Consider the following 23,387-nt stretch of genomic DNA (forward strand, 5'->3'; position numbering starts at 1 on the left):
GGCTATCGGTTCCGGCGCGCGCGCCAACAGTAATGGAGACGCGCGACCGTCGTCATTCGACATTCTTCCGCTGACCGCGGCACAGCGGGGTATCTGGTTTGCCCAGCATCTCGCGGAGTCGTCGCCGATATCTGTGGCCCAATACGTCGAGATCATCGGCGAGTTGGACCTGGAATTGCTTGCCGAAGCATGCCGAACCGCCAGTCGCGAGTTCGGATCCGGACATATGCGCCTGATCGAGGTCGACGGAGAGCCATGCCAGTTCGTCGACGAGGAACATGGTGCTCAGGTGTCGGTCATGGACTTGCGCCGACATTCCGATCCGGTTGCGACCGCGCACAGAATTATGGTTCAGGATTATTCTGCCCCGCTGGACTTGATGAACGACGACCTCATGACGAGCACTGTGTTCCAGGTCGGCGCGGACCATTTCCTGTGGTATCAGCGCGCGCACCATATCGCGCTCGACGGATTCGCCGCGGTAACAATGCTGCACCGGATAACCGAGTTGTACAACGCTTGGCTGAAGTCCGAGGTACCGGCACCGTGCGCGGCGCAGGATCTGGGGGCCGTCGTCGAGCAGGATCTGGCATACCGGGGTTCGGCGCGTTTCGATAACGACCGCAGGTACTGGCTGGAGCACCTGGCAGGCGCGCCTCCCGTCGTCAGCCTGGCCGGGCGCGTGGGCAAGCCCACCATTCATCCTGCGCTGGTCAGCACAGAGCTGCCGGATGCCACCGCACAGCTGCTGGAAAGTGTCGCGCTCGAGCACGGCCAGGCCGCGACCGCGACCATCGTCGCGGCGTTTGCCGGGTATCTCGCGCGGATGACCGGAAGCGATGAAGTTTTGCTGAGCCTGCCGGTTTCGGGTCGGCACTCTGCCGTGCTGCGCCGTTCCGGGGGAATGGTGGCAAATGTGGTCCCGCTGCGAGTGCAGGTCGCGGGCCACACCGTCGGTGAACTGATCGCCGCTGTGCAGGGCGAGTTGACGAGTGCGCTGCGGCGGCAGCGCTACCGCCAAGAGGACCTATTCCACGATATGGGGATTGCGCGCGACGAGGCGGCATCCTTCGGGCCGGCCGTGAACCTCATGATGATCGAGAACGAGGTTGTGCTCGGCAACACGACAGGCCGCCTGCACGTCCTCACCTCAGGCCCTACCGCCGACCTTTTCGTCAATATCTACCCGGGCGCGGGCAAGGCCAGTACACATATCGACTTCCAGGGGAATCCGAATGCCTACAGCCCTGAGGAGCTCGGCGGGCACCACCGCCGGTTCCTCATGTTCCTGCACGAGTTCCTCGCCGGGGGACCGGGATGTCCGGTCAGTAGACTGCCGCTGCTCGAAGTACAGGAACGGTCTGAGCTGCTGCCGGTGCGGGGGCCCAGCGGGGTCGAAACACGGCTGCTTCCGGAGATACTGAGCGAGAGCGCGCGCCGGAATCGAAGTGCGTGCGCGATCGCCTCGGCCGGGCAGACGATGACGTATGGCGAGCTCGACACCAGGTCTTCCCAGCTGGCCCGGCATCTGATCACTTTGGGCTGTGGGCCGGACACGGCGGTGGCGATCATGCTGCGACGCTCGGTCGAATCGGTCGTGGCGACATGGGCGGTCGCGAAATGCGGGGCCGCGTTTGTCCAGTTGGCCCCCGAGTACCCGTCGAAGCGGATAGCGCATATGGTCGCCGACAGCGGCGCAGCTGTGGCGATCACGGTCGATGCCCTGCGCGGGCGGCTCCCGCAGGAGATACACCATGTGGTTCTCGACGGCCCCGCGACCCGGTGGGAATCCGACGCCGCGGGCGGGCCGATTTCCGACGATGACCGTATCCGGCCACTACGGCCATCCCATGTCGCCTACATGACGTATACCTCGGGATCCACCGGAACGCCGAAAGGCGTCCAGGTCACCCACACCGGCCTCGCGAATCTCGTTGCCGACCGCGCCGCCACATATGGGATCGACACGACATCCCGCGTGTCCTATGCCCTCTCACCCAGTTTCGACGCCTCCCTGGAACAGTTTCTGACCTGCTTCGCGAACGGATCCACGCTGGTGATCGTGCCGCCCGAGGTGACCGGCGGTGAGCCGCTCACGCAACTGCTGGCCGACGAGCACGTGACCCACCTGACGCTGACGCCGGCGATGCTGGCAACCGTGGACCCGCGTCCGATGACCGACTTGCGGGTGGTCGTGGTCGGTGGTGACGTATGTCCACCGCACGTCATCGAGCGGTGGACACCGTCGTTGTCCATGTACAACGAATACGGTCCCACCGAAACCACCGTGACCGCCGTCGGTGCCATGCTGCGACCCGGCCGTGCGCACACGGTCGGTGGCCCCATTCGTGGCTTCTCGGCGATGGTGCTGGACCGAACGCTCCAACCGGTGCCAAGGGGCACAGCGGGCGAGTTGTATCTCGCCGGGCCGGGATTGGCCCGTGGATACAGCCATCTGTCCGTCGAAACCGCCGCCCGGTTCGTCGCCGATCCGTACGGCGATGTCGGCGAGCGGATGTATCGCACCGGCGACATCGCGCGCTGGACCGGCGACAACGGCGAAATGACGCTGGAAATGCTGGGGCGCGGCGACTTCCAGGTCAAGATCCGCGGATACCGGATCGAACCGGGTGAAATCGACGCCGCGCTCTCCACCCACGAGGACGTGGATCTTTCCGTCACGGTGCCGGTGCAGAACAATGCCGGTACGACCGTGCTGGCGTCCTATGTGGTCCCGGTCAGCGGCCGTCGGATCGATCCGTTCGAACTCCAGCGCTTCGCCCGCGATTCGCTGCCGCCGCATATGGTCCCGGCGGTGATCCTCGCGTTGGACAGCCTCCCGGTGAACGCGTTCGGCAAGCTCGATCGCCGCGCATTGCCGAAGCCCGAATTCGGGGCCGCGCCGGTCGGCCGGGCGCCGGCCACAGGCCGGGAAGAGACGGTCGCAAGGCTGTTCGCCGAGGTGCTCGGCGTGCCTCGCGTCGGGGCCGACGACAGCTTCTTCGCCCTCGGCGGCGACAGTATTCTGTCGATCCGGCTGGTGGCGCGGGCCAAGGCCGAGGGCCTGAGTTTCTCCACCCAGGATGTGTTCGTGCACAAGACCGTCGCGGGCCTGGCGGCCACGGCGACGGAAGCCGGCGATACCCCCGAGTTGGCCGAGTTGGCCGGTGGCGGCGTAGGGCCGATGCCGTTGTCGCCGATCATGCGCGCAATGCTCGATCGGGGTCAGTACGACCGGTTTGCGCAGGCCGCGCTCGTGCAGCTGCCCGAGGGGGTCGATCGAGCGGGTCTTGTGCGCGCGCTGCGATCCCTGCTGGACCGCCACGACATGCTGCGTGCGGTACTGCGCGGTGGTGATTCGGTTGATCGGTGGTACGTCGAGGTACTCGATCGGGAAGCGGTCGACCCGGACGCCGCGCTCGTCGATGTTCGGCTCGATAGACGTGACGCTGCCGAAGTCGACCGGCACCTGCACAAAGCCGCGGATCGCTTGGACCCGGGCAACGGTGTGCTCGTTCAGGCCGTCTGGATTCAGGATCGCAATGGCTCGGGACCCGACCTGATGTGGCTGGTGATCCACCATCTCGCCGTCGACGCGGTGTCGTGGCGCATCATTCTCGCCGACCTCGCGCAGGCCTGGTCGCAGTTTTCCGACGGCGGCGAACCGCACTTCGGCCCGGTCACCACCTCGTTCCGGCGATGGGTGCACGGTTTGGTCGAACAGGCGCCGAGCAGGTGCTCGGCGGAGCTCGACCTGTGGAAAGACGTACTCGAGCGCGGCGATCAGCTCCTGGGATCGCGCCGTCTGGTCCCGGGTCGTGACGTCGGGGCCACGGCGGGCCGGGTACATCAGCGCATACCGGCAGCGGTTGCCGAGGCGGTTCTCGGCACTATTCCGGACCGCTTTCACTGCAGTGCCAACGATCCGCTTCTGGCGGCCCTGGTACTGGCACTCGGTGAGTGGCGGCGCAGGCGCGGGCGGGCGGCGGCCGCCGGAGAGTTGATCTCGCTGGAGGGACACGGCCGCGAGGAGCGGGCCGTGCCCGGCGCCGATCTCAGCGGCACCGTGGGCTGGTTCACCACACGCTTTCCGGTCCGGATCGAATGGGAGAACGTCGACCTCGATGATGCGCTGGCCGGCGGCAAGAGTGCGGGACTGGCGATAAAGCAGGTGAAGGAGCAGCTGCGCGCGGTGCCCGGCAACGGCATCGGCTATCAGATGCTGCGTCATCTCGATTCCGGGGGCAGCACCGAGCTCGCAGACCTGCCCGAACCTCAGATCAGTTTCAACTACCTCGGGCGGGTGGGTGTCGGCGAACGTTCGGGGCCCTGGGCACCCACCACCGAATTCACCGCACTGACCGCGACGAGCGATCCAGAGATGGCGCTGTCCGCCGTGCTCGATATCAATGCGATCGCCGAGGAAGGTCGCGACGGGCTCGAACTCGACGCGACCTGGGAGTTCGCCTCGCAGGTGTTGAGTGGCGAGGAGGTCGACGAACTCGCCGGGTTGTGGGCTCGAGCCCTGGGGGCGCTCGCCGATCACGTCCGATCCGACATCACACCCGGCTACACCCCATCCGACTTCCCGCTCATCGCGGTATCGCAGGACGATGTCGACCACTGGCTGCGGGAATATCCGTCGATGACCGATGTGTGGCCACTCACCGCCCTGCAGTCCGGGCTGCTGTTCCACACGATCTACGACCGGGACGGCGACGACGGCTACATCGTGCAGGCGACGCTGACGTTCGCCGGGCAGGTGGATGGGGAGCGGATGCGGCGGGCCGCGCAGGTGCTCATCGACCGACACGACAGCCTGCGTACCGCGTTCGTCGAGACTGCCGACGGGCCACGTCAGATCGTGTTGCGCGACACCGAGGTCGATTGGGACGAGTCGAGTATCACCGATGTCGACCGGCAGGCAGAAGCACTGCGTCGACTAGCGGCTGCGGCTGCGGCTCCGTTCGACCCCGCCCGCCCGCCACTGGTGCGGTTCCACCTCGTGCGCACCGGCGTCGATATGTTCCAGTTGCTGGTCACCAACCACCACCTCGTGCTGGACGGCTGGTCGATGCCCCTGCTGATCCACGAGTTGCTCTTGTTGTATACATCCGATTGCGATACTGCCGAGCTCGCGCTGCCTCGTTCGTACCGAGAGTATCTGCAGTGGCTACAGGCTCAGGATCGCGACGCCGCAATCGCCGCGTGGCGGGCGATGCTCGCCGGAATCGACAGTCCGACCCGGGTCACGAGCGGGCAGGATCGGACCGTCACCGCGCACGCGGACGAAGTCGGCCTGAACCTGGACGCCGCGACCACCGCCGCGATTCTCGATCTGGGCCGATCGCATGGAGTGACTGCCAACACGGCCCTACAGGTGGCGTGGGCATTGCTGGTGGCGGTCCTGACCGGACGGTCGGACATGGTGTTCGGCAATACGCTCTCGCACCGTCCGCCGCAGATTCCGGATGTCGAGCGCATGGTCGGGCTCCTCGTCAACACGCTGCCGGTCCGAGTCCGGCTCGAACCCGACGAAACCGTGGGTGACCTGCTCGTCCGCGTGCAATCCGAGCAGGCCGCAATGCTGGATCACCAGCACGTCGGCTTGGCGGAGCTGCAACGGGCCACCGGTATCACCGATATGTTCGACACCGCGACGGTGCTCGAGTCCTATCCGCTCGACCGGGAACTGTTGGCACGCAATCTCTCCGACGCCGGATTGCGGCTCGTCGAGATCGACGCACACGATGCCACGCCATATCCGCTGAGTTTGCAAGTGACCCCGCCACGGTCGAGTCGCGACGGGCGACCGGACGCCGACGAGCCCGGCACCTACACGGTGACGCTGAAATTCGCGACCGACCGATTCGATTCGGACGATGCCCGCACGCTGCTCGAACGATTCGAGCTGCTTCTCACGCAGATCGTCATGGATCCCGCCCGGAAGGTCGCCGAGATCTCCTCCTGCCGGGATTCCGAACGCGCGGAACTGCTTTCGGTCGTCAGCGAGGAGCCGGCCGCGGAGCTCGTGCTGCGCGACATCCTGTCGGGGACCGCGCGCAGATATCCGGATGCCGTGGCTGTCCGGTGCGGTGACACCACGTGGACCTATCGCGAGCTGGAGCGTCGCGCCGACGGGTTCGCTCGCCTGCTGGCCGGCCATGGTGCTCGTGCCGAGTCGATCGTCGCATTGGCCGTTCCCCGTTCGGCCGAACTGGTCGTCGCGATCTGGGCTGTGGCGAAAACCGGTGCCGCCTTCCTGCCGTTGGATCCCGCCAATCCCGCCGCGCGGATCGGGGAGTTGTTGTCCGACTCGCGGACCACTGTGGGCGTGACGACCAGCGCTGTGGCACCACAGCTTCCGGATACTGTCGACTGGTTGATGCTGGACGCTTCGGCTTCGGACGCTCATGCGGGTCTACCCCGTCCGGCTGGGGCCGACAGGCTGTCGGCCGACAATGCGGCATATGTGATCTACACGTCCGGATCGACCGGCAAACCGAAGGCGGTCCACCTCAGCCATCGAGGTCTGGCCGACCTGGTCGCGGCGCAAGTCGACGCCTTCGGTGTGGGTACGGATTCGGTGGTGTTGCAGGTCGCGTCGCCAGGATTCGACGCCTGCCTGTCGGAGTTGCTGTTGGCGCACAGCAGCGGCGCGTGTCTCGTGGTGGCGCCACCGGAGGTGTACGCCGGGACCGACCTCGAGGAATTGCTTCGGTCGCAGCGGGTTTCGCACGCGATCATCACCCCGTCCGTGCTGAACACCATGGATCCGTCCCGGATGCCGTCGTTGACATCGCTCGCGGTCGTCGGCGAAGCGACCGGGCCGGACACCGTGCACCGGTGGGCCCCTGGGCGACGGCTGATGAATCATTACGGACCGACCGAGTGCACGATCTGGGCGACGGGGTCGGATGCCCTCGCACCCGGCGAGCCGGTGACGATCGGTGGCCCGATCCGAGGCGCGTCCGCGATGGTTCTCGACACCTGGCTGCGACCGGTGCCGATCGGTGTCGCGGGCGAACTCTATATCGGTGGGCCCGGACTTGCCCGCGGGTACGTCGATCAACCGGGCGTGACCGCGTCGCGCTTCGTCGCGGATCCGCGATCCACCCGCGGCGAGCGGATCTACCGCACCGGTGATTCCGTGCGCTGGGTGCGCGGACGCGCCGGGTTGACGCTGGAATACCTGGGCCGCAGCGATCAACAGGTCAAGATTCACGGCCTGCGGATCGAGCCGGGGGAAATCGATGCCCTCCTGGCCGGGCACCCGGACGTGGCGAGCGTCGCCACCGTTGCGGTGCAAGGGCCTGCCGGCGAACCGGTTCTGGTGTCCTATGTCGTCGCCGCGTCGGGCGCTGCCGTGGATGTGGCGGCGCTCGGCGACGATCTCGCGGGCAGGCTACCCCGCTATCTGAATCCCGCGGCGATCGTGCAACTCGAGGAGATGCCGTGCACGCCAACGGGAAAGATCGATCGGAAAGCATTGCGGCAGCGCACCTTCGATCTCGACGCCGCGGGCGGCAGGCCGCCGTCGACGCCTGCGGAACAGGTCGTGGCGCAACTGTTCGCCGAGGTGCTCCATCTCGACACGGTGTCCGCCGACAGCAACTTCTTCGCGCTCGGCGGGGACAGCATCGTCTCGATGCGGCTGGTGGCGCTGGCGAGATCCGCCGGGCTCACGTTCACGCCGCGAGATGTGTTCGAAGGCAAGACGGTTGCCGCCCTCGCCGCACTGGCGGGCCGCGATGCGGCTCCGGTGACCATCGAGGAACCCCCGCGACGCCCGACGGGGGATCGCACCTCGGATTATCCGCTCGTCGCGCTGACAGAGCAGGACATCGATCGGCTCGAACGGCAGTACCACGGCCTGTCCGACATTTGGCCGTTGTCGCCCATGCAATCCGGGATGCACTTCGATTCGACGTTCGACCCGGATGCCGGGGACAACTACACCGTCCAGACGATGATCCGACTATCCGGCGCGGTCGACGGTAAGCGCCTGCGACGTGCCGCCCAGGCCGTGGTCGACCGGCACGATATCCTGCGGGCCGCCTTTGTGGAGACGGCGGCAGGGCCGTGCCAGATCGTGCTGGACCATGCCGAAATCCCGTTCCGGGAGATCGATCTCGCCGGTGGCGGCGATGCGGAATCCGCCGCCGACCCGGGATCCATTGCGGCAGCGGACGCGGTGGCGGGATTCGATTTGTCGGCTCCTCCGCTTCTGCGCTTGACGCTGATCCGTCTCGATGCCGGCTCTTTCCGGCTGCTCGTGACGAATCACCATATGATCCTGGATGGCTGGTCGATGCCGTTGCTGATGCGAGAACTACTCGACTACTACGGATCTCCCACACATATCGACTCCGCCGGGCCGGCTCCCTCCTACCGCGAATATCTGTCCTGGCTGGGTCGACAGGACAGCGCCGCATCCAAAGCGGCATGGGCGCAAGCCTTTTCGGATGTCGACGCACCCACCCGGGTGTCCCGCGAAGCCGTCGCGGCGGGCTCCGTATCCGCCGCCGAGGTCACGGCCGAACTCACCGCGGATCGTTTCGCAGAACTTCGTCGAGTGGCGGCGGAGACGGCCGTCACCATCAATGCGGCGGTTGCCGCGGCCTGGGCCTTGAATCTGCGCGTATCGACCGGTGAGACCGATGTGATCTTCGGTGCCGCGGTGTCCGGGCGGCCCCCGGAGTTGCCGCTGGTCGATCAGACGCTCGGCATGTTCCTGACTACGGTTCCGGTGCGAGTCCCGCTCGAACCCACCATGACGGTGCGCGAGTTGCTGACCGGCATTCAGGCGCGGCACGCGCGCATGCTGGAGCATCACCATATCGGCCTACCCGAGATTCACCGCAGCGTCGGCCTGCCCGAACTCTTCGATACCGCGATCACCTTCCAGTCGTTCCCCGTCGACCGGACGGCGCTGCAGGAACTCGTCGATTCGGCGGGCCTTCGGGTGGACGAACTCAGTGGTGTGGACGCGACGCCGTACCCGCTGATCCTGGCTGTGGAACCGAAGCAGTCCGCGGACGGCGAGGCACAGGGGCTGCGGATCATCCTCCGATTCCACGAGCGTGCATTCGACACCGCCTCGGCGCGCCGCATCCTCGACCGCTTCGTCGAGTTGCTGCGCCGGATCGCCACGAACGCGGACGTGCGGCTGGGCGAACTGCCGCTCGACGAGGAACCGGGGCCGTTGTGGCCGGTTTCGGATGCGGAAGTTGCGATTCCGGACACGCTGGACCGCATGCTCGCCGCTTCCGCTGCCGCCGAACTCGACGCGATCGCCGTGCGGTGCGGTACGGCCGCCATGACCTACCGGCAGCTCGATGAGCGCTCCGCACGTCTGGCGCGGGTCCTGCTGCGGCACGGCGCCCGGCGGGGACAGGTCGTCGCCGCTGTGCTTCCGCGATCCCTTGCGGCGACGGTGGCACTGTGGGCCGTGGCCAAGACCGGCGCCGCCTTCCTGCCGATTGATCCGGCCCTCCCATCGGACCGCATCGAATTTCTGCTGTCGGACTCGAAAACCATTCTCGGGCTTACCGATACCTCCACCAGGAAGCACCTTCCGGATGGCGTCGACTGGCTGGTCCTCGACACGGAGCAGACGCTCGGCGCCCTGGACTCGGTCCCTGCCGCGCCGATCACCGATGCCGAACGCGGCGGGCCGATTCGGCGGGATCAGACCGCGTACGTGAGTTACACCTCCGGGTCGACCGGAACGCCCAAGGGCGTTCTCGTCAGCCATCGCGGCTTGGCCGATATCGTCGCGGCGCAGCGTCGAATACTCGGCGTCGACCCCACGTCGGTGGTGCTGCAGGTCGCCTCGCCCAGCTTCGACGCCTCGGTGTTCGAGCTGTTGATGGCGCACGGCTCGGGCGGTCGGCTCGTCGTCTCGCCTGCCGATGTCTACGCCGGTCCCGAGCTGGCGAATCTGATCCGGCGAGAAGGTATTTCGCATGCCATAGTGACCCCGTCGGCGCTGGCGACAGTCCCGTGCGATGGTCTCGAGGGGCTGCGCGTGCTGGCAGCGGCCGGTGAGCCGGTCGGGCCGGAACTGGTCGATCGGTGGGCGCCGCATCGCGCCATGGTCAATGTCTACGGGCCGACGGAATGCACTATCTGGGCGACCTCCGGCGACGCTCTGGCACCGGGTGCCGCGATTACGATCGGCAGGCCGGTCGGCCCCGTCGCGGCCGTGGTCCTGGATACCTGGTTGCGGCCCGTACCGGCCGGTATCGCGGGCGAGCTGTACCTGTTCGGCCCCGGCCTGGCCCACGGGTACGTCGCCAGGATGGGGTTGACTGCGGCGCGGTTCGTCGCCTGCCCGTTCGGGGAGCCGGGTCAGCGCATGTACGCGACCGGTGACGTGGTGCGTCGCACCGCCGATGGTGAGATGGAGTTCTTGGGGCGCAACGATTTTCAGGTGAAGGTGCGCGGCACCAGGATCGAGCTGGGGGAGATCGACGCGGTGCTGGGTGCGCGTGCGGATGTGGCATACGCCGTCACCGTGCCGCGCAGCGATGAGGGGCGACCGGTGCTGCTGGTGTCCTATGTCGTGCCCGCGCCCGGCGCGGAGGTATCGGGCGAGGAGTTGCGTGCGGCGCTGGCCGAGGCGTTGCCCCGGTACATGGTGCCGTCCGCGGTGGTGGTGCTGGACGAGGTGCCGCTGACCGCCAACGGGAAGCTGGATCGCGAGCGGCTGCCCGAACCGGTTGCCGTCGCCCGCGAATTCCGGGCGCCGTCGCCGGGATTGGAGGAGTTGGTCGCGCGGACATTCGAGCAGGTACTCGACGTGGAACGGGTGGGAGTCGACGACGACTTCTTCGCGCTGGGCGGCGATTCGCTGAGCGCCTCGCTGGTAGTGGCGCGCATAGGTGCGGCCATGGACGTGCACGTGCCGGTGCGCTCGGTGTTCGAGGCGCCGACCGTCGGCGAATTGGCCGCGCTCGCCAGGACACTCAGCGGTGGAGGCCGGTTGCCCCTGCTGCCCGGAGTGCACCCCGACCCCGTGCCGCTATCGCTGGCACAGCAGCGGATGTGGTTCCTGAACCGGTTCGAGCCGGACTCTGCGGCATACAACATCCCGGTGATGCTGCGGCTGTCGGGACGGCTGGACACCACGGCGCTGGCGGCCGCACTCGCGGATGTGATGACACGTCACGAGGTACTGCGGACGATATATCCGGAAGTCTCCGGTGAGCCGCGCCAGGTCGTCCTCGACGAACCCGCGGTGCCGGTGGAGCCGGTGCGGGTGCCCGCGGATTCGGTCCCCGATGTGGTGGGCGAGTTCGTGCGGCGCGGATTCGATGTGACGGCCGGAGTGCCGATGCGGGTGGGATTGTTCGAGCTCGACGGTGGCACAGGAGAATTCCTGCTGGTGCTGGTGGTCCATCACATCGCAGGCGATGGTCAGTCGATGAGGCCGCTGGCCCATGACGTGATGGCGGCGTATGCCGCGCGACTGGCCGGGCATGCGCCGGAATGGGAGCCGCTCGCCGTGCAGTACGCGGATTTCGCGTGGTGGCAACGGCAGATGCTGGGGACCGAGGACGATCCGGCGTCGTTGATGTCCGCGCAACTGGAGTTCTGGCGCTCGACGCTCGCGGGTGCACCGGACCGGCTGGAACTGCCCGCGGACCGATCACGCCCGGCCGTCGCATCGCTGTCGGGAAGCCGGATTCCGGTGGAGATCGATGCCAGGCTGCACGAGCGGTTGCTCGCGCTGGCACGTTCGCACGGGTCGTCGCTGTTCATGGTGATGCATGCGGCGCTGGCAACGGTATTGGGGCGTCTCGGTGACAGCGATGACGTAGTGATCGGCACCCCGGTCGCGGGGCGCGGCGAGCCCGCTCTGGACGATCTGGTCGGGATGTTCGTGAACACCCTCGCATTGCGGACCCGGGTGGATACGGGCGAGCCGTTCGCCGAGTTGCTGATGCGCACTCGCGAGACGGATCTGCTGGCGTTCGAGCACACGGACGTGCCGTTCGAGCGGGTTGTGGAGGCGTTGAGCCCGGAACGATCGGCGGCGCGGCATCCGTTGTTCCAAGTGGCCCTCGCGTTCCAGAACGTGTCGACGGCCGATATCGCGCTGCCCGGTGTCCGGGTCGCCCGAGTGGATGTGGATACCGGGGCGACCCAGTTCGACCTGCAACTGGTGCTGTCCGATTCGTTCGGCAATGCCGGTGTGGTGCAGGGCATCTCGGGAACGATGACCTATGCGCGGGATCTGTTCGACGAGGCGACCGCGGTGGCGATCGTCCGACGGTTGGTGCAGGTACTGGAAGCCGTCGCCGACGATCCGGCCGTAGTGATCGGGGATATCGACTGGCTGGAAGCCGACGAGCGCTCGGCGCTCACGTCGCGGGTGGGGGCGCATACCGTGGCTGCGCCGGAGCCCTCCGGTCTACTGCCGGACGTATTCGCCTCGGCCGTGCGCGACAGTGGCGACGGTATCGCCGTTGTCGCTGGGGATGTCACGTTGTCGTATGCGCAGCTGGACGAGCGGTCCAGCCGGCTGGCGAGGGTACTGCTCCGCTGTGGCGCCGGACCGGAGCGTCCGGTGCTGGTGGCGGCGGCGCGGTCGATGGAATCCGTCGTCGCGTGGTGGGCGGTGGTCAAGACGGGTGCGGCGTACGTGCCGGTGGACCCAGGCTATCCCGCGAGCCGGATCGAGCAGATGGTCTCGGATTCCGATGCGACGCTGGGAATTACGGTGTCGTCGGCGCGTGCCGAGCTGCCCGATCCGGTGAACTGGATCGTGCTCGACGACCCGGCCGTCGCCGCGCGGATCGACGCGTCGGCCAGCGGCCCGATCGGCGATGACGAGCGGCCGCGGCCCCTGCGGGCCTCGGATGTCGCCTACGTGATCTTCACCTCCGGATCGACCGGGGTGCCGAAGGGCGTCGCCATCACACATTCCGGCATCGCGGACTTCGTCTCGGAGTGGCGCGCAGACCGCGAGCTTCGGCACACGTCCAGGGTCTTGCACTTCGCGTCGCCGTCGTTCGACGCCGCACTGATGGAGATCCTGATCGCGGTCAGCCGGGGCGCTGTCCTGGTCGTGGCGCCGACAGGGGTCTACGGCGGCGGCGAGCTGGCCGAGCTCTTGCACGTACAGCGGGTCACCCATGCCTTTCTGACCCCGGCCGCGCTCGCCTCGGTGGATCCGGCCGGGCTGGACGACTTGCGGCTGGTGATGTCCGGTGGTGAGGAGGTCCCGGCGGATCTGGTGAGCCGATGGGCGGGCACCGACATCGCGGGCGCCAGGAAGTTCCGGGTGCTGTACGGGCCGACCGAGGCCACGATCGTCGCCACGGCGACGGGTGCGCTGCGACCGGCCGACCGGCCGACGATCGGTACCCCGCTGCCGGAAATACAGACGCTGGTTTTGGATGCCCGGTTGCAGCCGGTGCCGGTAGGGGTGGCCGGAGAGCTGTATCTGGCGGGTCCTGCGCTGGCGCGCGGGTACTTGAACAGGGCGGTGACGAATGCGGCGCGGTTCGTGGCGCACCCGTTCGGGGAACCGGGACATCGCATGTATCGCACGGGTGATGTGGTGCGCTGGAATACCGACGGTGCCCTGGAATTTTTGGGGCGCAACGATTCCCAGGTGAAGATCCGCGGTTACCGTATCGAGCTCGGCGAGATCGACGCGGTGTTGAGCGCGCGGGCGGATGTCGCATACGCGGTCACCGTGGCGCAGCGGGAGGACACCGGTTCGGTGATGTTGGTGTCCTATGCGGTGCCGGAATCCGGGGCGAGCTTGTCGGGCGAAGAATTGCGGGTGTCGTTGGCCGAGGTGTTGCCGTCGTACCTGGTGCCCGCCGCGGTGATGATCCTGGACACGATCCCCCTGTCGCCGAATGGAAAACTCGACCGCGCGGCCCTGCCCGCACCTGTCGTCCAGGCCAAGCGATTCCGAGCCCCGGAGTCACCGGTGCAGGAAATAGTGGCCGGCGTATTCGCCGAGGTCCTCGGCATCGATAGTCCGGTAGGCGCCGACGACGACTTCTTCGAACTGGGTGGCAACAGCCTGGTGGCCACCCGCCTGGCCGCGCGGATCGGTGCCGCCCTCGACGCGACCATCCCGGCGTCGATGATTTTCGAGGCGCCGACGGTCGCGCGGCTGGCCGCGCGCGCCGAATCGCGGGCCGACACCGGTCGGGTGGCGCTGACCGCACAGCAACGGCCGCAGCGAATTCCCCTGTCGTACGCACAACAGCGAATGTGGTTCCTGAACCGGCTCGACCCCGGCTCGGCGGCCTACAGCATTCCGATCGTGCTACGGCTGTCCGGGAATCTGAATCTCGACGCGCTGCGCGCGGCCGTCGAGGATGTGCTGAACCGGCACGAGGTACTGCGGACCGTATACCCGTATGGCGAGGGCGAGCCGTCGCAGGTTGTCCTTCCCGCCGCCGAGGCGATCGCGCCGATGACCGTGACCTCGATCGCGGAATATGAACTGGCCGAAGCGTTGTCGGCGTTCGTCTCGACGGTGTTCGATCTGACGGTCGAGGCGCCGGTGCGGGTCCGGTTGTTCGAGCTCGGGCCGAACGAGTGGATCCTGGCCGTGGTGGTGCATCACATCTCCTGCGACGGGGCGTCGCTCGGCCCACTGGCACGGGACATGATGACCGCGTACACGGCACACCTGGTCGGGGAGACACCGAGCCGGCCGCCACTGCCGGTGCAGTACGCCGACTACGCGATCTGGCAGCGGACCGTGCTGGGGACCGAAGACGATCCCGACTCGCTGCTGCGCGCCCAGATCGACTACTGGACAGTCGAATTGGCGGAACTTCCGATTTTGCTCGAGCTGCCGACCGACCGCCCGCGTCCGCCCGTGCAGACCCACGCGGGCGCGAGCGTACCGATAACCGTCGGCGCCGATCTGCACGCGGGATTGCAGCGGGTCGCGCGGGCACACAACACGACACTGTTCATGGTCTTCCACGCCGCGCTGGCGGCCACGCTGGCCCGGCTGGCCGATACGGACGACATCGCGATCGGCACTCCGTATGCGGGACGCGGCGAGCCGGAGCTCGACGATCTGGCCGGGATGTTCGTCAACACCCTGGTGCTGCGGACCCGGTTGACCCCGGGGATGACGTTCACCCAACTGCTCGAGCACGTGCGCGGAACCGATCTGGCCGCGTTCGGGCACGCCGATGTTCCGTTCGAGCGGCTGGTGCAGGAGCTGAACCCGGCGCGATCGCACGCCCACCATCCACTGTTCCAGGTGATGCTGGCATTCCAGAACATCGGCGGGGCCCAGTTCGAACTGCCGGGGCTCTCGGCGTCGGTGATGACGGCCGATATCGACACCGCACTGTTCGATCTGCAGATCGCGGTATCGGATTCCTATGACTCCACCGGTGCCCCGGCAGGCGTCAGCGGCGCGGTGACCTACGCGAGCGACCTCTTCGACGCGACGACGGTGACCACGATCGTCGATCGCCTGCTGCGGTTGCTCGGCGCACTGGTCACCGATGCGGCACAGCCGGTGCACGAGGTGGATCTGCTCGGTGCCGATGAGCGGGAAGCCGTTCTGGTGCAGTGGAATTCGACCGATCGCGGGCTCCCTTCCGGCGAGACGCTCGCCTCGGTCTTCGCCCACTCCGTGCAGGCGCATGCGGACCGGCCCGCGGTGACATTCGGCGAACAGTCGCTGACCTATGCGGAATTCGCGTCTCGCGTATACCGGTTGGCGCGGTGGTTGATCTCCCGTGGAGTGGGGCCGGAGTCGTTGGTGGCGCTGCGGATGCGGCGTTCACTGGACCAGGTCACCGCCATGTACGCGGTGCACGCTGCCGGCGGTGGGTACGTGCCGGTCGATCCGGACCTTCCGGCCGACCGCATCGCGTACATGCTGTCGGTCGCCGCGCCGGTGCTGGAGCTGTCGTCCCTCGATGGGCTGGAGCTATCCGGATTCGATGACGCGCCGGTCACCGACGCCGATCGGCTCGCACCACTGCGACCGCACAACATCGCGTACGTGCTCTTCACTTCTGGGTCCACCGGGCGACCGAAAGGTGTTGCGGTACTGCATGGTTCGGTGGTGAACCAGCTGCGGTGGGTCAACGAGAGCTACGCACTGACGCCGAATGACGTGGTGCTGCAGAAGTCCCCGGCCACGTTCGACATGTCGGTGTGGGAGCTGTTCGCGACACTGGCGATGGGGGCGCGGATGGTGATCGCGCGAGCCGATGGTCATACCGACCTGGCCTATCTCGCCGAAACCATTGCCACCCAGCGGGTCACGATCGCCGCGTTCGTGCCGTCGATGCTGGCGGTTCTCGCGGACGCGGTGCCTGGAGAGTCGCTGGAGTCGGTGCGGACGCTCCTGGTGGGCGGTGAGGCATTCGGCCCCGAGGTGGTGGCCGCGGTGGAGCGAATAGTGCCCGGGATCGAGTTGCACAATCTGTACGGGCCGACCGAGTTCACCGTGTGCGCGACCGCGCATCGGGTGACCGAAGCCGACAGTGGGAGCATGCCGATAGGCACACCGGTATGGAACTCGCGGGCGTATGTACTCGACAACCGGTTACATCCGGTACCGCCCGGTGTCGCCGGGGAGCTGTACTTGGCGGGCGCCCAGCTCGCGCGCGGCTATCGGTCACGTCCGGGCCTCACCGCGGAACGGTTCGTGCCCGACCCGTACGGTGACGGCAGGCGCCTGTACCGCACCGGCGACTTGGTGCGCTGGCGCCATACCGGCGAATTGGAATACCTGGGCCGCACCGATTTCCAGGTGAAGCTGCGCGGCCTGCGTATCGAACTCGGTGAAATCGAGGCAGTGCTCGCCGCGCATCCGAGCGTCGCCCGGGCGATCGCTGTGGTGCACTCCACCGGTGCGGTGGACCACCTCGTCGGCTACCTGGTGCCTGCCGCCGGCGCCACTGTCGACACCGCGGTGGTCATGGCGCACGCGGCAACCGAACTGCCCGACTACATGGTGCCGACCACGGTGATGGTGCTCGACACGGTGCCCCTCACCGCGTCGGGCAAGCTGGACCGCACGCGGTTACCGGAGCCGGTGCTCGCGCTCGGTGAGTTCAGGGAGCCCTCGTCGTGGCTGGAAGCGGAGGTTGTACGGGCCTTCGGAGCGGCACTCGGCATGGATCGGGTGGGCGCCGACGACGACTTCTACGCATTGGGCGGTAACTCGCTGAAGTCGGTGCAAGTGGTGAGCGAGTTGCGCAAAGAACTCGACTACGAGGTTCCGATCAGCTGGATGCTGTCGGATCCCTGCCCGGCCGACCTGGCAAAGCGGATCGAATCCGGAATGCGCTCCGGGCCTACCGTCGACCGGACCGCCGGCTTCGATGTGCTGCTGCCGATCCGGACCGGCGGTGACCGACCACCACTGTTCTGTATCCACCCGGCCGTCGGCCTGTCGTGGTGTTACCGCACACTCGACCGGTACCTCTCCGACGGTCGACCGATCTACGGCCTTCAGGCGCCACAAATCGGCGGCGAGGTGCCCGGTCCGACGTCGATCGCGGAAATGGCCGAACGCTACTTCGACGAGATTCGCGCGGTTCAGCCACACGGCCCCTATCACCTCCTCGGCTGGTCGCTGGGCGGTGCGATCGCCCATGCCATTGCCGTCGAGATGCGCGCCGCCGGTGAACAGGTTGCGCTACTGGCACTGTTGGACGCCGAGGTGGGTGGTGTCGACGAGTCGACCCTCTCCGCTGTCACGGCCGGAGAACTGATCAGCAATCTCGGCCCGGTCATGGGCGTCGATTTCGTGCGCCCCGATGCGACCGCCGAGGAGGCCGCCGACCTGATCGAACGGCACCTGGGGGACAGCCTCGGTATCGACGCCGCAATGATCGAGCGCCTGACCGACGCCTACAACCTGGCGATCCGGGCGGCCGGCGTCTGGCGGCCCGCGGTCTTCGACAGCGACATGCTCTACTTCACCGCGACACGTGAAAGGCGGTCCGATGCTGCGGGTCACGAGGGATGGGCGCGGGTGGTCAGCGGGCAGATTTCGATCTTCGACATCGATGCGACCCACCTCGCAATGACCGAACCGGGTGCGGTTGCCCAGATCGCCCGGGTTCTCAACGCACGACTGGATCGGTGACCGCGTTTATCTCGGCGAGGTGGTGGACGCGCCGGATCCATCGGTTCGGCCGTCTTGCGGGAGTGGCGTGGTGATGCCCAATATCGCCCCGAGCGACGCCCCGAGCGCCCCGCCGAGCAGGGCGGCAGGTCCGGCTACGATGGCGACGCCGACGGCCGCGCCGAGGAGCGGGCCGACAACCAAGCCGGTCGGCAGGAACGGGATACCGGCGACGAATCCGGCGGCCGCGCCGACCATTCCGGCGGCTATCGCGACGGGCGCGGACACTCCCGCGGCGATGCCTGCACCGATCACCGCACCGACGCCCGCGTCGACGGCGGTGGCGCTGCATCTGCCGGGATCTACCGGGATGCGCTCGCAGAAGGCCTGGATCGGCTGCTGATCCACGGTCGGCGGCACGTCCGGCGCGTCCACCGTCTCGACTCGGGTCCAACGGTCGGCGGCGAGCGGATGCGCTGGGCCGACAGCTCGATCGCCGCGGTGGCTGTCGGATAGCCAGTCCACTGTCGCCGATGGGATGGCAGGCGCCTGCGCGGTCTCAGCCGGGGATGCGTTCGCTACTCCGGTGCCGAGGACGATCGCAACTGGCAACATGCTCGCAATCAATATCGGACGTGATCCACGCCAACGACCGGCTTCCGGCATTCCGCACCTCCTGGACGTCTACCTCTTAGCTTGTCGACCTCGAGCTTTTGTCGCACGTTGCGGCGCAGCAAGCTTAAGCGGCCGACGCGGCCGGATTAGGGAGAACTGCCAAATCCCGTGCGTCCTCGCAAATCTGTGGTTATGTCCAAGCGGTGTGCGATACGCGGGGATTCAGATCGACCGGGGTGCAATCGGTTGACGTGTCCGTGGCGAATGACAGGCGAGAGTTGTCTCCGAGTAGGGGTGTTCGGTATGGCCACAGTCGGGATATCGGTGGAGCAGGCGGTGGTGCGCGGGGTCGTGTTGGCGGCGGGGCCGCCTGGGATTGTTTTGTGTTCGGTACAGCGACGGCTGGGCGGGGGTGCGGTCGGCGCTGCGATCAGCGGCCTACTGGATGGTCTCGCCGACGAGCTGGGTGACGATACCGGGGTCGAGGACGTTGCCATCGTGTACCGGTCGGTGGCCGAGCGGCGGTCGATCGTATCGGAGCTGGCGGCCGGGAAGTGGGCGTCTTCGTCGCTGGTCTCGGATCGATCGGCGCTGGCTGTGCTGGCCAGGGAGGAGCGCGGACTCGACGAATTCGGCACCGTGCTCGTGTTGGAGCTCGTGGACGGCCAGACCTCGTTCGTGCTCCTCGGACCGGCGCGCGACACGGTATCGGCAGCCGACTCTTGGGCTTCCGGCCCAGTGGACGCCGATTCCGCGGGCCACATGATCAGCCGGATATCGCCGATCCTGGATTCCGTTGATCTGGACGCCGTCGCTGTCTGCGGTTCGGGGGCGGGTGACCCCGACATCGCGACCGTGCTGCAAGTCGGATTCGAGGCGCCGGTGACATTGGTTCCGGATTACGCCGATGCCGCAGCCCGCGGGGCAGCACTGATTGCCGCCGAGCGGCTGCGCGAGCTACCGGTGGTGGTGCCGAGCAACGGCCGTCGGAAACGACGAATGCTGTTGGGCGCCGCCGCCATTGCGACGGTACTGGGTGCGTCCGGCATCGCGGTGGCGCAGATCCTCGACGACCACCCGAGCGAGGCCATCGGCCGAGTCGCCGAATCGCTGCCACCGAGCACGCCCGCAGCCGCCATCCCATCCGCGCCGATCACCATCGAATCCGCACCGCCCACTACCCCGACCGCCGTCGAACCGACGCCGCAACAGATCGTGCCGATGGCACCCACACGGCCACCGGCTCGCCGCACCCCGCCGGCAACCGCCTCCGCACCCACAACGCAGATGACCGAACCCGGTGCCGCACCCACAACGGAGTCGACGCCAGGCTCTGCACTCCCGACCGAACCCGGCTCCACCACGACCGAAGCGCCGACATCGACCACCGTCGGCGCGCCGGAGGGCAACTGGCTCTTTCCCGGTGAGTCCCCACCACCATCGCTGAACGCAGATCCCGAAGTCATACGCGCCTGGTGGGCCAACCACTGGATGTTGAAGGAACGCTGGCTGCACGGCGGCTGACGCCGACCCACCCGGCGACCGCAACGTCCCACCTCGGCAAGTCCGGCTCGGATGAGGATCAGGCGGTGAGCGTTACCTCGGACCACAGGTCACCGTTGACGGCAATCTTGCCGGGGACGACATCGGGAGCCGTGTCGGCTCGGATGACGGTGTGATCGTGACTCACCAGCGAATCGACCAGCGATTTCTTCGGAATGGTCTTCGCCCAGCGCTTGACGAGTCCGAACGGAATCATCGCGTAACCTTCTGTCTGCCAATCTTTTTCGATGAAACGCCGGGGTGTGGCATTGTGCGAACCGTGATGTCCGACCTTGTAGAAGGCCAGGCGGGACACGAGATCGACATTGCGCGGATCGGATAGGACGTGCTCCCATGCACCCTGCTGCGCGTCTCCCGGAAATAGCAACCGGGTTCCGGCGATATCCAGCACGAAGAAGACGCTGGTGTTGTTGACCGCGTTCTCGAGAATCGAGGCGGCGCGCAGCAGTCGATCGTCATCGTCGACGAGTTCGTCCAGGTCCAGATCCGCCTTCGCCTGAAGCAGGCGGTCCGGCAGGGTATTCCGCGCGATATAGCGCCGATTGAACAGCGGCGTCGGCCTGCCGTCGCTCTCCGCGGACGCGCCCGCGCGTACCAAGGGCCACGATTGCTTCGCAGGCGGATCCATGCGCTTCAGGAATCGGGCATCGCGCGGCGGCCCGAGGATATGTGCGACGAGCCCGACGCGATCCACGGCGATCGTATTCTCGGTTTCGTCCTTGCTCGGCAGGTACCGCACCCGGTGGGGTGCGGCGAATCCGCTGAAATTGCGGCCGAGGAGGCGATCGGTCGCGGCGGCATTGCCCTGCGAGTTCACCGCGAATGCCTGTGCCTGTTCGACGGTCGCCGACATGCGACGCCCGTTGCCGCGCCGCTCGATCAGCGCGAGCAGACCGTTCGCGGCATCGACCTGCCCGCTGCGGATCCGGCGCGCGTCCTCGTCGTCGGGATCCTCGACGAATGGCACCCACACCTCGTCCACAGTCACCTGTTCCCATTCCCGGCAGGCGAATCCGGTGATGTGATCGGCGTGGTGATGGGTGGCGACCACGATGTCGAGGTGCGGTCGGTGGTGCGGATCGGCCTCGGTGAGGTCGGCGATGATGGCCTGCACGGAGTCGCGGATCGGGCGTGCGCGGCCCTGGCTGTGCACGCCGCAGTCGACCAGCATGCGCCAGGTTTCGTTCTTGCGCCGCACCGTCACGGTGAACGCGTCGCCGAATCCGACGTTGTACATCCGGACGGCAATCGTTGTCGGCGTTGACATTTCGTACCTACTCATCTGTTAGCGCGTGGATCGCCGCGAAGTCGAGGCGGTGGATCGCGTGCTCGGGCGTCCATGCGCTCAGCGCGTCGTCGGCTTCCAATCGGTCGAACCATTCCCGCATCGCGGCCAGCCGTTGCTTGCCCGCCCGGTGGAACGCGATGGCAGTGTCGTCAGCCGCCGACGACTCGTCGCTGAACGGCAGCGGCTTGGCGATCACATAGTCCACGCTCCCGTCGGCGCTGACGACGAGCGCGGTACCGGCGCGGATCACCGGTTGGTGCTTCCCTTGGCCCGCATCTTCGAGATCCGCGCGACGCTGCAGCAACTGGATGGCCAATTCGGGACGCGGCAACCGATCGCCCGCCATCCGGTACGAGACGTGGATTCCCTCGCAGCTGATTTTGAAGTTCGGATCCAGTCCGATGCGGGCGGCGTTCGCGTTGGCCCATCCGATGAGCTCCTGGGCGACCTGCTCGAAAACGGAATGTCGGGCCGAAGAACTTTCCCGACCGGAGGTGCCGTTGCCGTCGAGTACGGCGGGTGTACGCAATTCACCCGGAATACCGATCGGGTCGAGATCCTTCGATGCGGACAGGATGACCCGGGACAAATCCACCGGGTGATCGCCGTCGCCGAGGTTCAGCCGGGTGTCCGGCCGCTGCCAGACCAGCGCTTCATCGGTCAGCGAGGTGACGCTTATCGGCCAGATGCCGCGCCGCCGCAGCGCCTCCACGAGCGTGCTGCGCAGGTGTTGCCGATCCTCGGGATAAAGCCCGCGATCCGCGGTGACGATCGCCCGGACGACATCGCCGAATGTGACGTCCAATACCGGGAGGTAGTCGAAACTCCGCACGACCATCCCGAGCATCCGGTCCGCGGTCTTGACCGCCTCGTCGGCGATCCGAGATACCAGATCCGGGTGCAGGCGACCGGGCGGCAGCACTCCGGTGCCGCCACTGGCGATCCGCAGCAGATCCGCGATCGCGCTTTGGTAGGCGTCCAAGTACGCGTCGAATACCGCCGCCACGAAACACGCACCGCGTTCGTGCGGCTCCTGTGCCGCGCGAAATCGTTCGGGTGTGCGGCTGCGGTCCTCGAGCGCCGAACGCAATGCCGCGCCGCGTCCGGTGGACTCGCCGAACTCCCTGGCCAGGTCCAGCAGCCCCGCACTCTTCTCGAGTACTCCCGATGTGGTCGCGATCGCGTCGAGCACTACGTCTCGGTGGGCGAAATGCTGGAACAGCGCGATCAAGTCGGCGACGGACTCGTGCCAGGCGAAGACATCCCGGTTGGTGGATTCGTTGTACAGCCGCCGGATTCGATGCACGATCGCATGTGTCACCTCGTGCGCGATGATGTCGCTCGACAGGCAGGTGAAGATGACCTGTCCGGGGAGATTTGCGCCCGGATTCTCGGCATCGGCTTGGTAATAGCCGAACAGCAGGGCGCGGCGCCGCGGATCGAAATAGGCGTTCTGCCCCTCGAAAGCGTGCGGGACCAGACGCAGGATCTGGTCTCGGTGCCACCGGAATCGACGTCCCATGAACCGTTCGAATCGCTCGATGACGCTCATCGCGACCGCATAGACGATCTGTTGGTGCGCACGGGGATCGGTTTCGGTCGGTCGAATTCCGTCCTGCGCCAAGACAAATGGATCGTCGAGGTCGACCGGCTCGTACCAGGCATTGCGGCTGGCGTCGAAATCGACCACCTGCACGAGTGTGCCGTCGGGGCCCGGTCCCCGGATGTGTTCGAACGGGATATCCAGTGTGAGGAACTGGCCGGACAGACGCGTCGACATCGGGTCGAATGCGAAAGTACGCAGTCTGCGCCGGGCCGGTGGACAGATTCCGC

5 protein-coding genes are annotated in these 23,387 nt (G+C 67.0%); 2 read left to right on the top strand and 3 right to left on the bottom strand.

The features are described from left to right. Positions 1–4: 4 nt before the first annotated feature. Positions 5–18,109 (top strand): non-ribosomal peptide synthetase, encoded by an 18,105-nt coding sequence (locus tag ON44_RS16320; protein WP_085998550.1) that lies wholly within the window; start codon positions 5–7, stop codon positions 18,107–18,109. Positions 18,110–18,115: 6 nt separating this feature from the next. Here the strand turns inward: ON44_RS16320 and ON44_RS46830 are convergent, their stop codons facing one another. Next, positions 18,116–18,703 carry a hypothetical protein gene (locus ON44_RS46830; RefSeq protein ID WP_051182088.1) on the bottom strand — a complete coding sequence of 196 codons (588 nt, stop codon included), beginning with the start codon at positions 18,701–18,703 and terminating at the stop codon, positions 18,116–18,118. Between the two features lie 303 nt (positions 18,704–19,006). Here ON44_RS46830 and ON44_RS16330 point away from each other — a divergent pair, with 303 nt between their 5' ends. Next, complete coding sequence (locus ON44_RS16330) at positions 19,007–20,227, top strand: hypothetical protein (RefSeq protein ID WP_040690855.1); 1,221 nt, start codon at positions 19,007–19,009, stop codon at positions 20,225–20,227. Positions 20,228–20,285: 58 nt separating this feature from the next. Here ON44_RS16330 and ON44_RS16335 read toward each other — a convergent pair whose 3' ends face one another. Together ON44_RS16335 and ON44_RS16340 are read right to left on the bottom strand one after the other, a co-directional pair. Then, positions 20,286–21,533 carry a ComEC/Rec2 family competence protein gene (locus ON44_RS16335; RefSeq protein WP_157187182.1) on the bottom strand — a complete coding sequence of 416 codons (1,248 nt, stop codon included), beginning with the start codon at positions 21,531–21,533 and terminating at the stop codon, positions 20,286–20,288. Between the two features lie 7 nt (positions 21,534–21,540). Further along, positions 21,541–23,334: a gluzincin family metallopeptidase gene (locus ON44_RS16340; RefSeq protein ID WP_051182089.1), complete on the bottom strand. Its 1,794-nt coding sequence runs from the start codon at positions 23,332–23,334 to the stop codon at positions 21,541–21,543. Between the last annotated feature and the right edge of the window lie 53 nt (positions 23,335–23,387).

The organism is Nocardia vinacea NBRC 16497, from assembly GCF_000308835.1.
GTDB lineage: Bacteria > Actinomycetota > Actinomycetes > Mycobacteriales > Mycobacteriaceae > Nocardia > Nocardia vinacea.

Bases quoted from the DNA above. Each gene is read 5' to 3' on its own strand.
- ON44_RS16340 (WP_051182089.1), bottom strand. From the start codon at position 23,334: ATGTCGACGCGTCTGTCCGGCCAGTTCCTCACACTGGATATCCCGTTC.
- ON44_RS46830 (WP_051182088.1), bottom strand. From the start codon at position 18,703: ATGTTGCCAGTTGCGATCGTCCTCGGCACCGGAGTAGCGAACGCATCC.
- ON44_RS16330 (WP_040690855.1), top strand. From the start codon at position 19,007: ATGGCCACAGTCGGGATATCGGTGGAGCAGGCGGTGGTGCGCGGGGTC.
- ON44_RS16335 (WP_157187182.1), bottom strand. From the start codon at position 21,533: ATGTCAACGCCGACAACGATTGCCGTCCGGATGTACAACGTCGGATTC.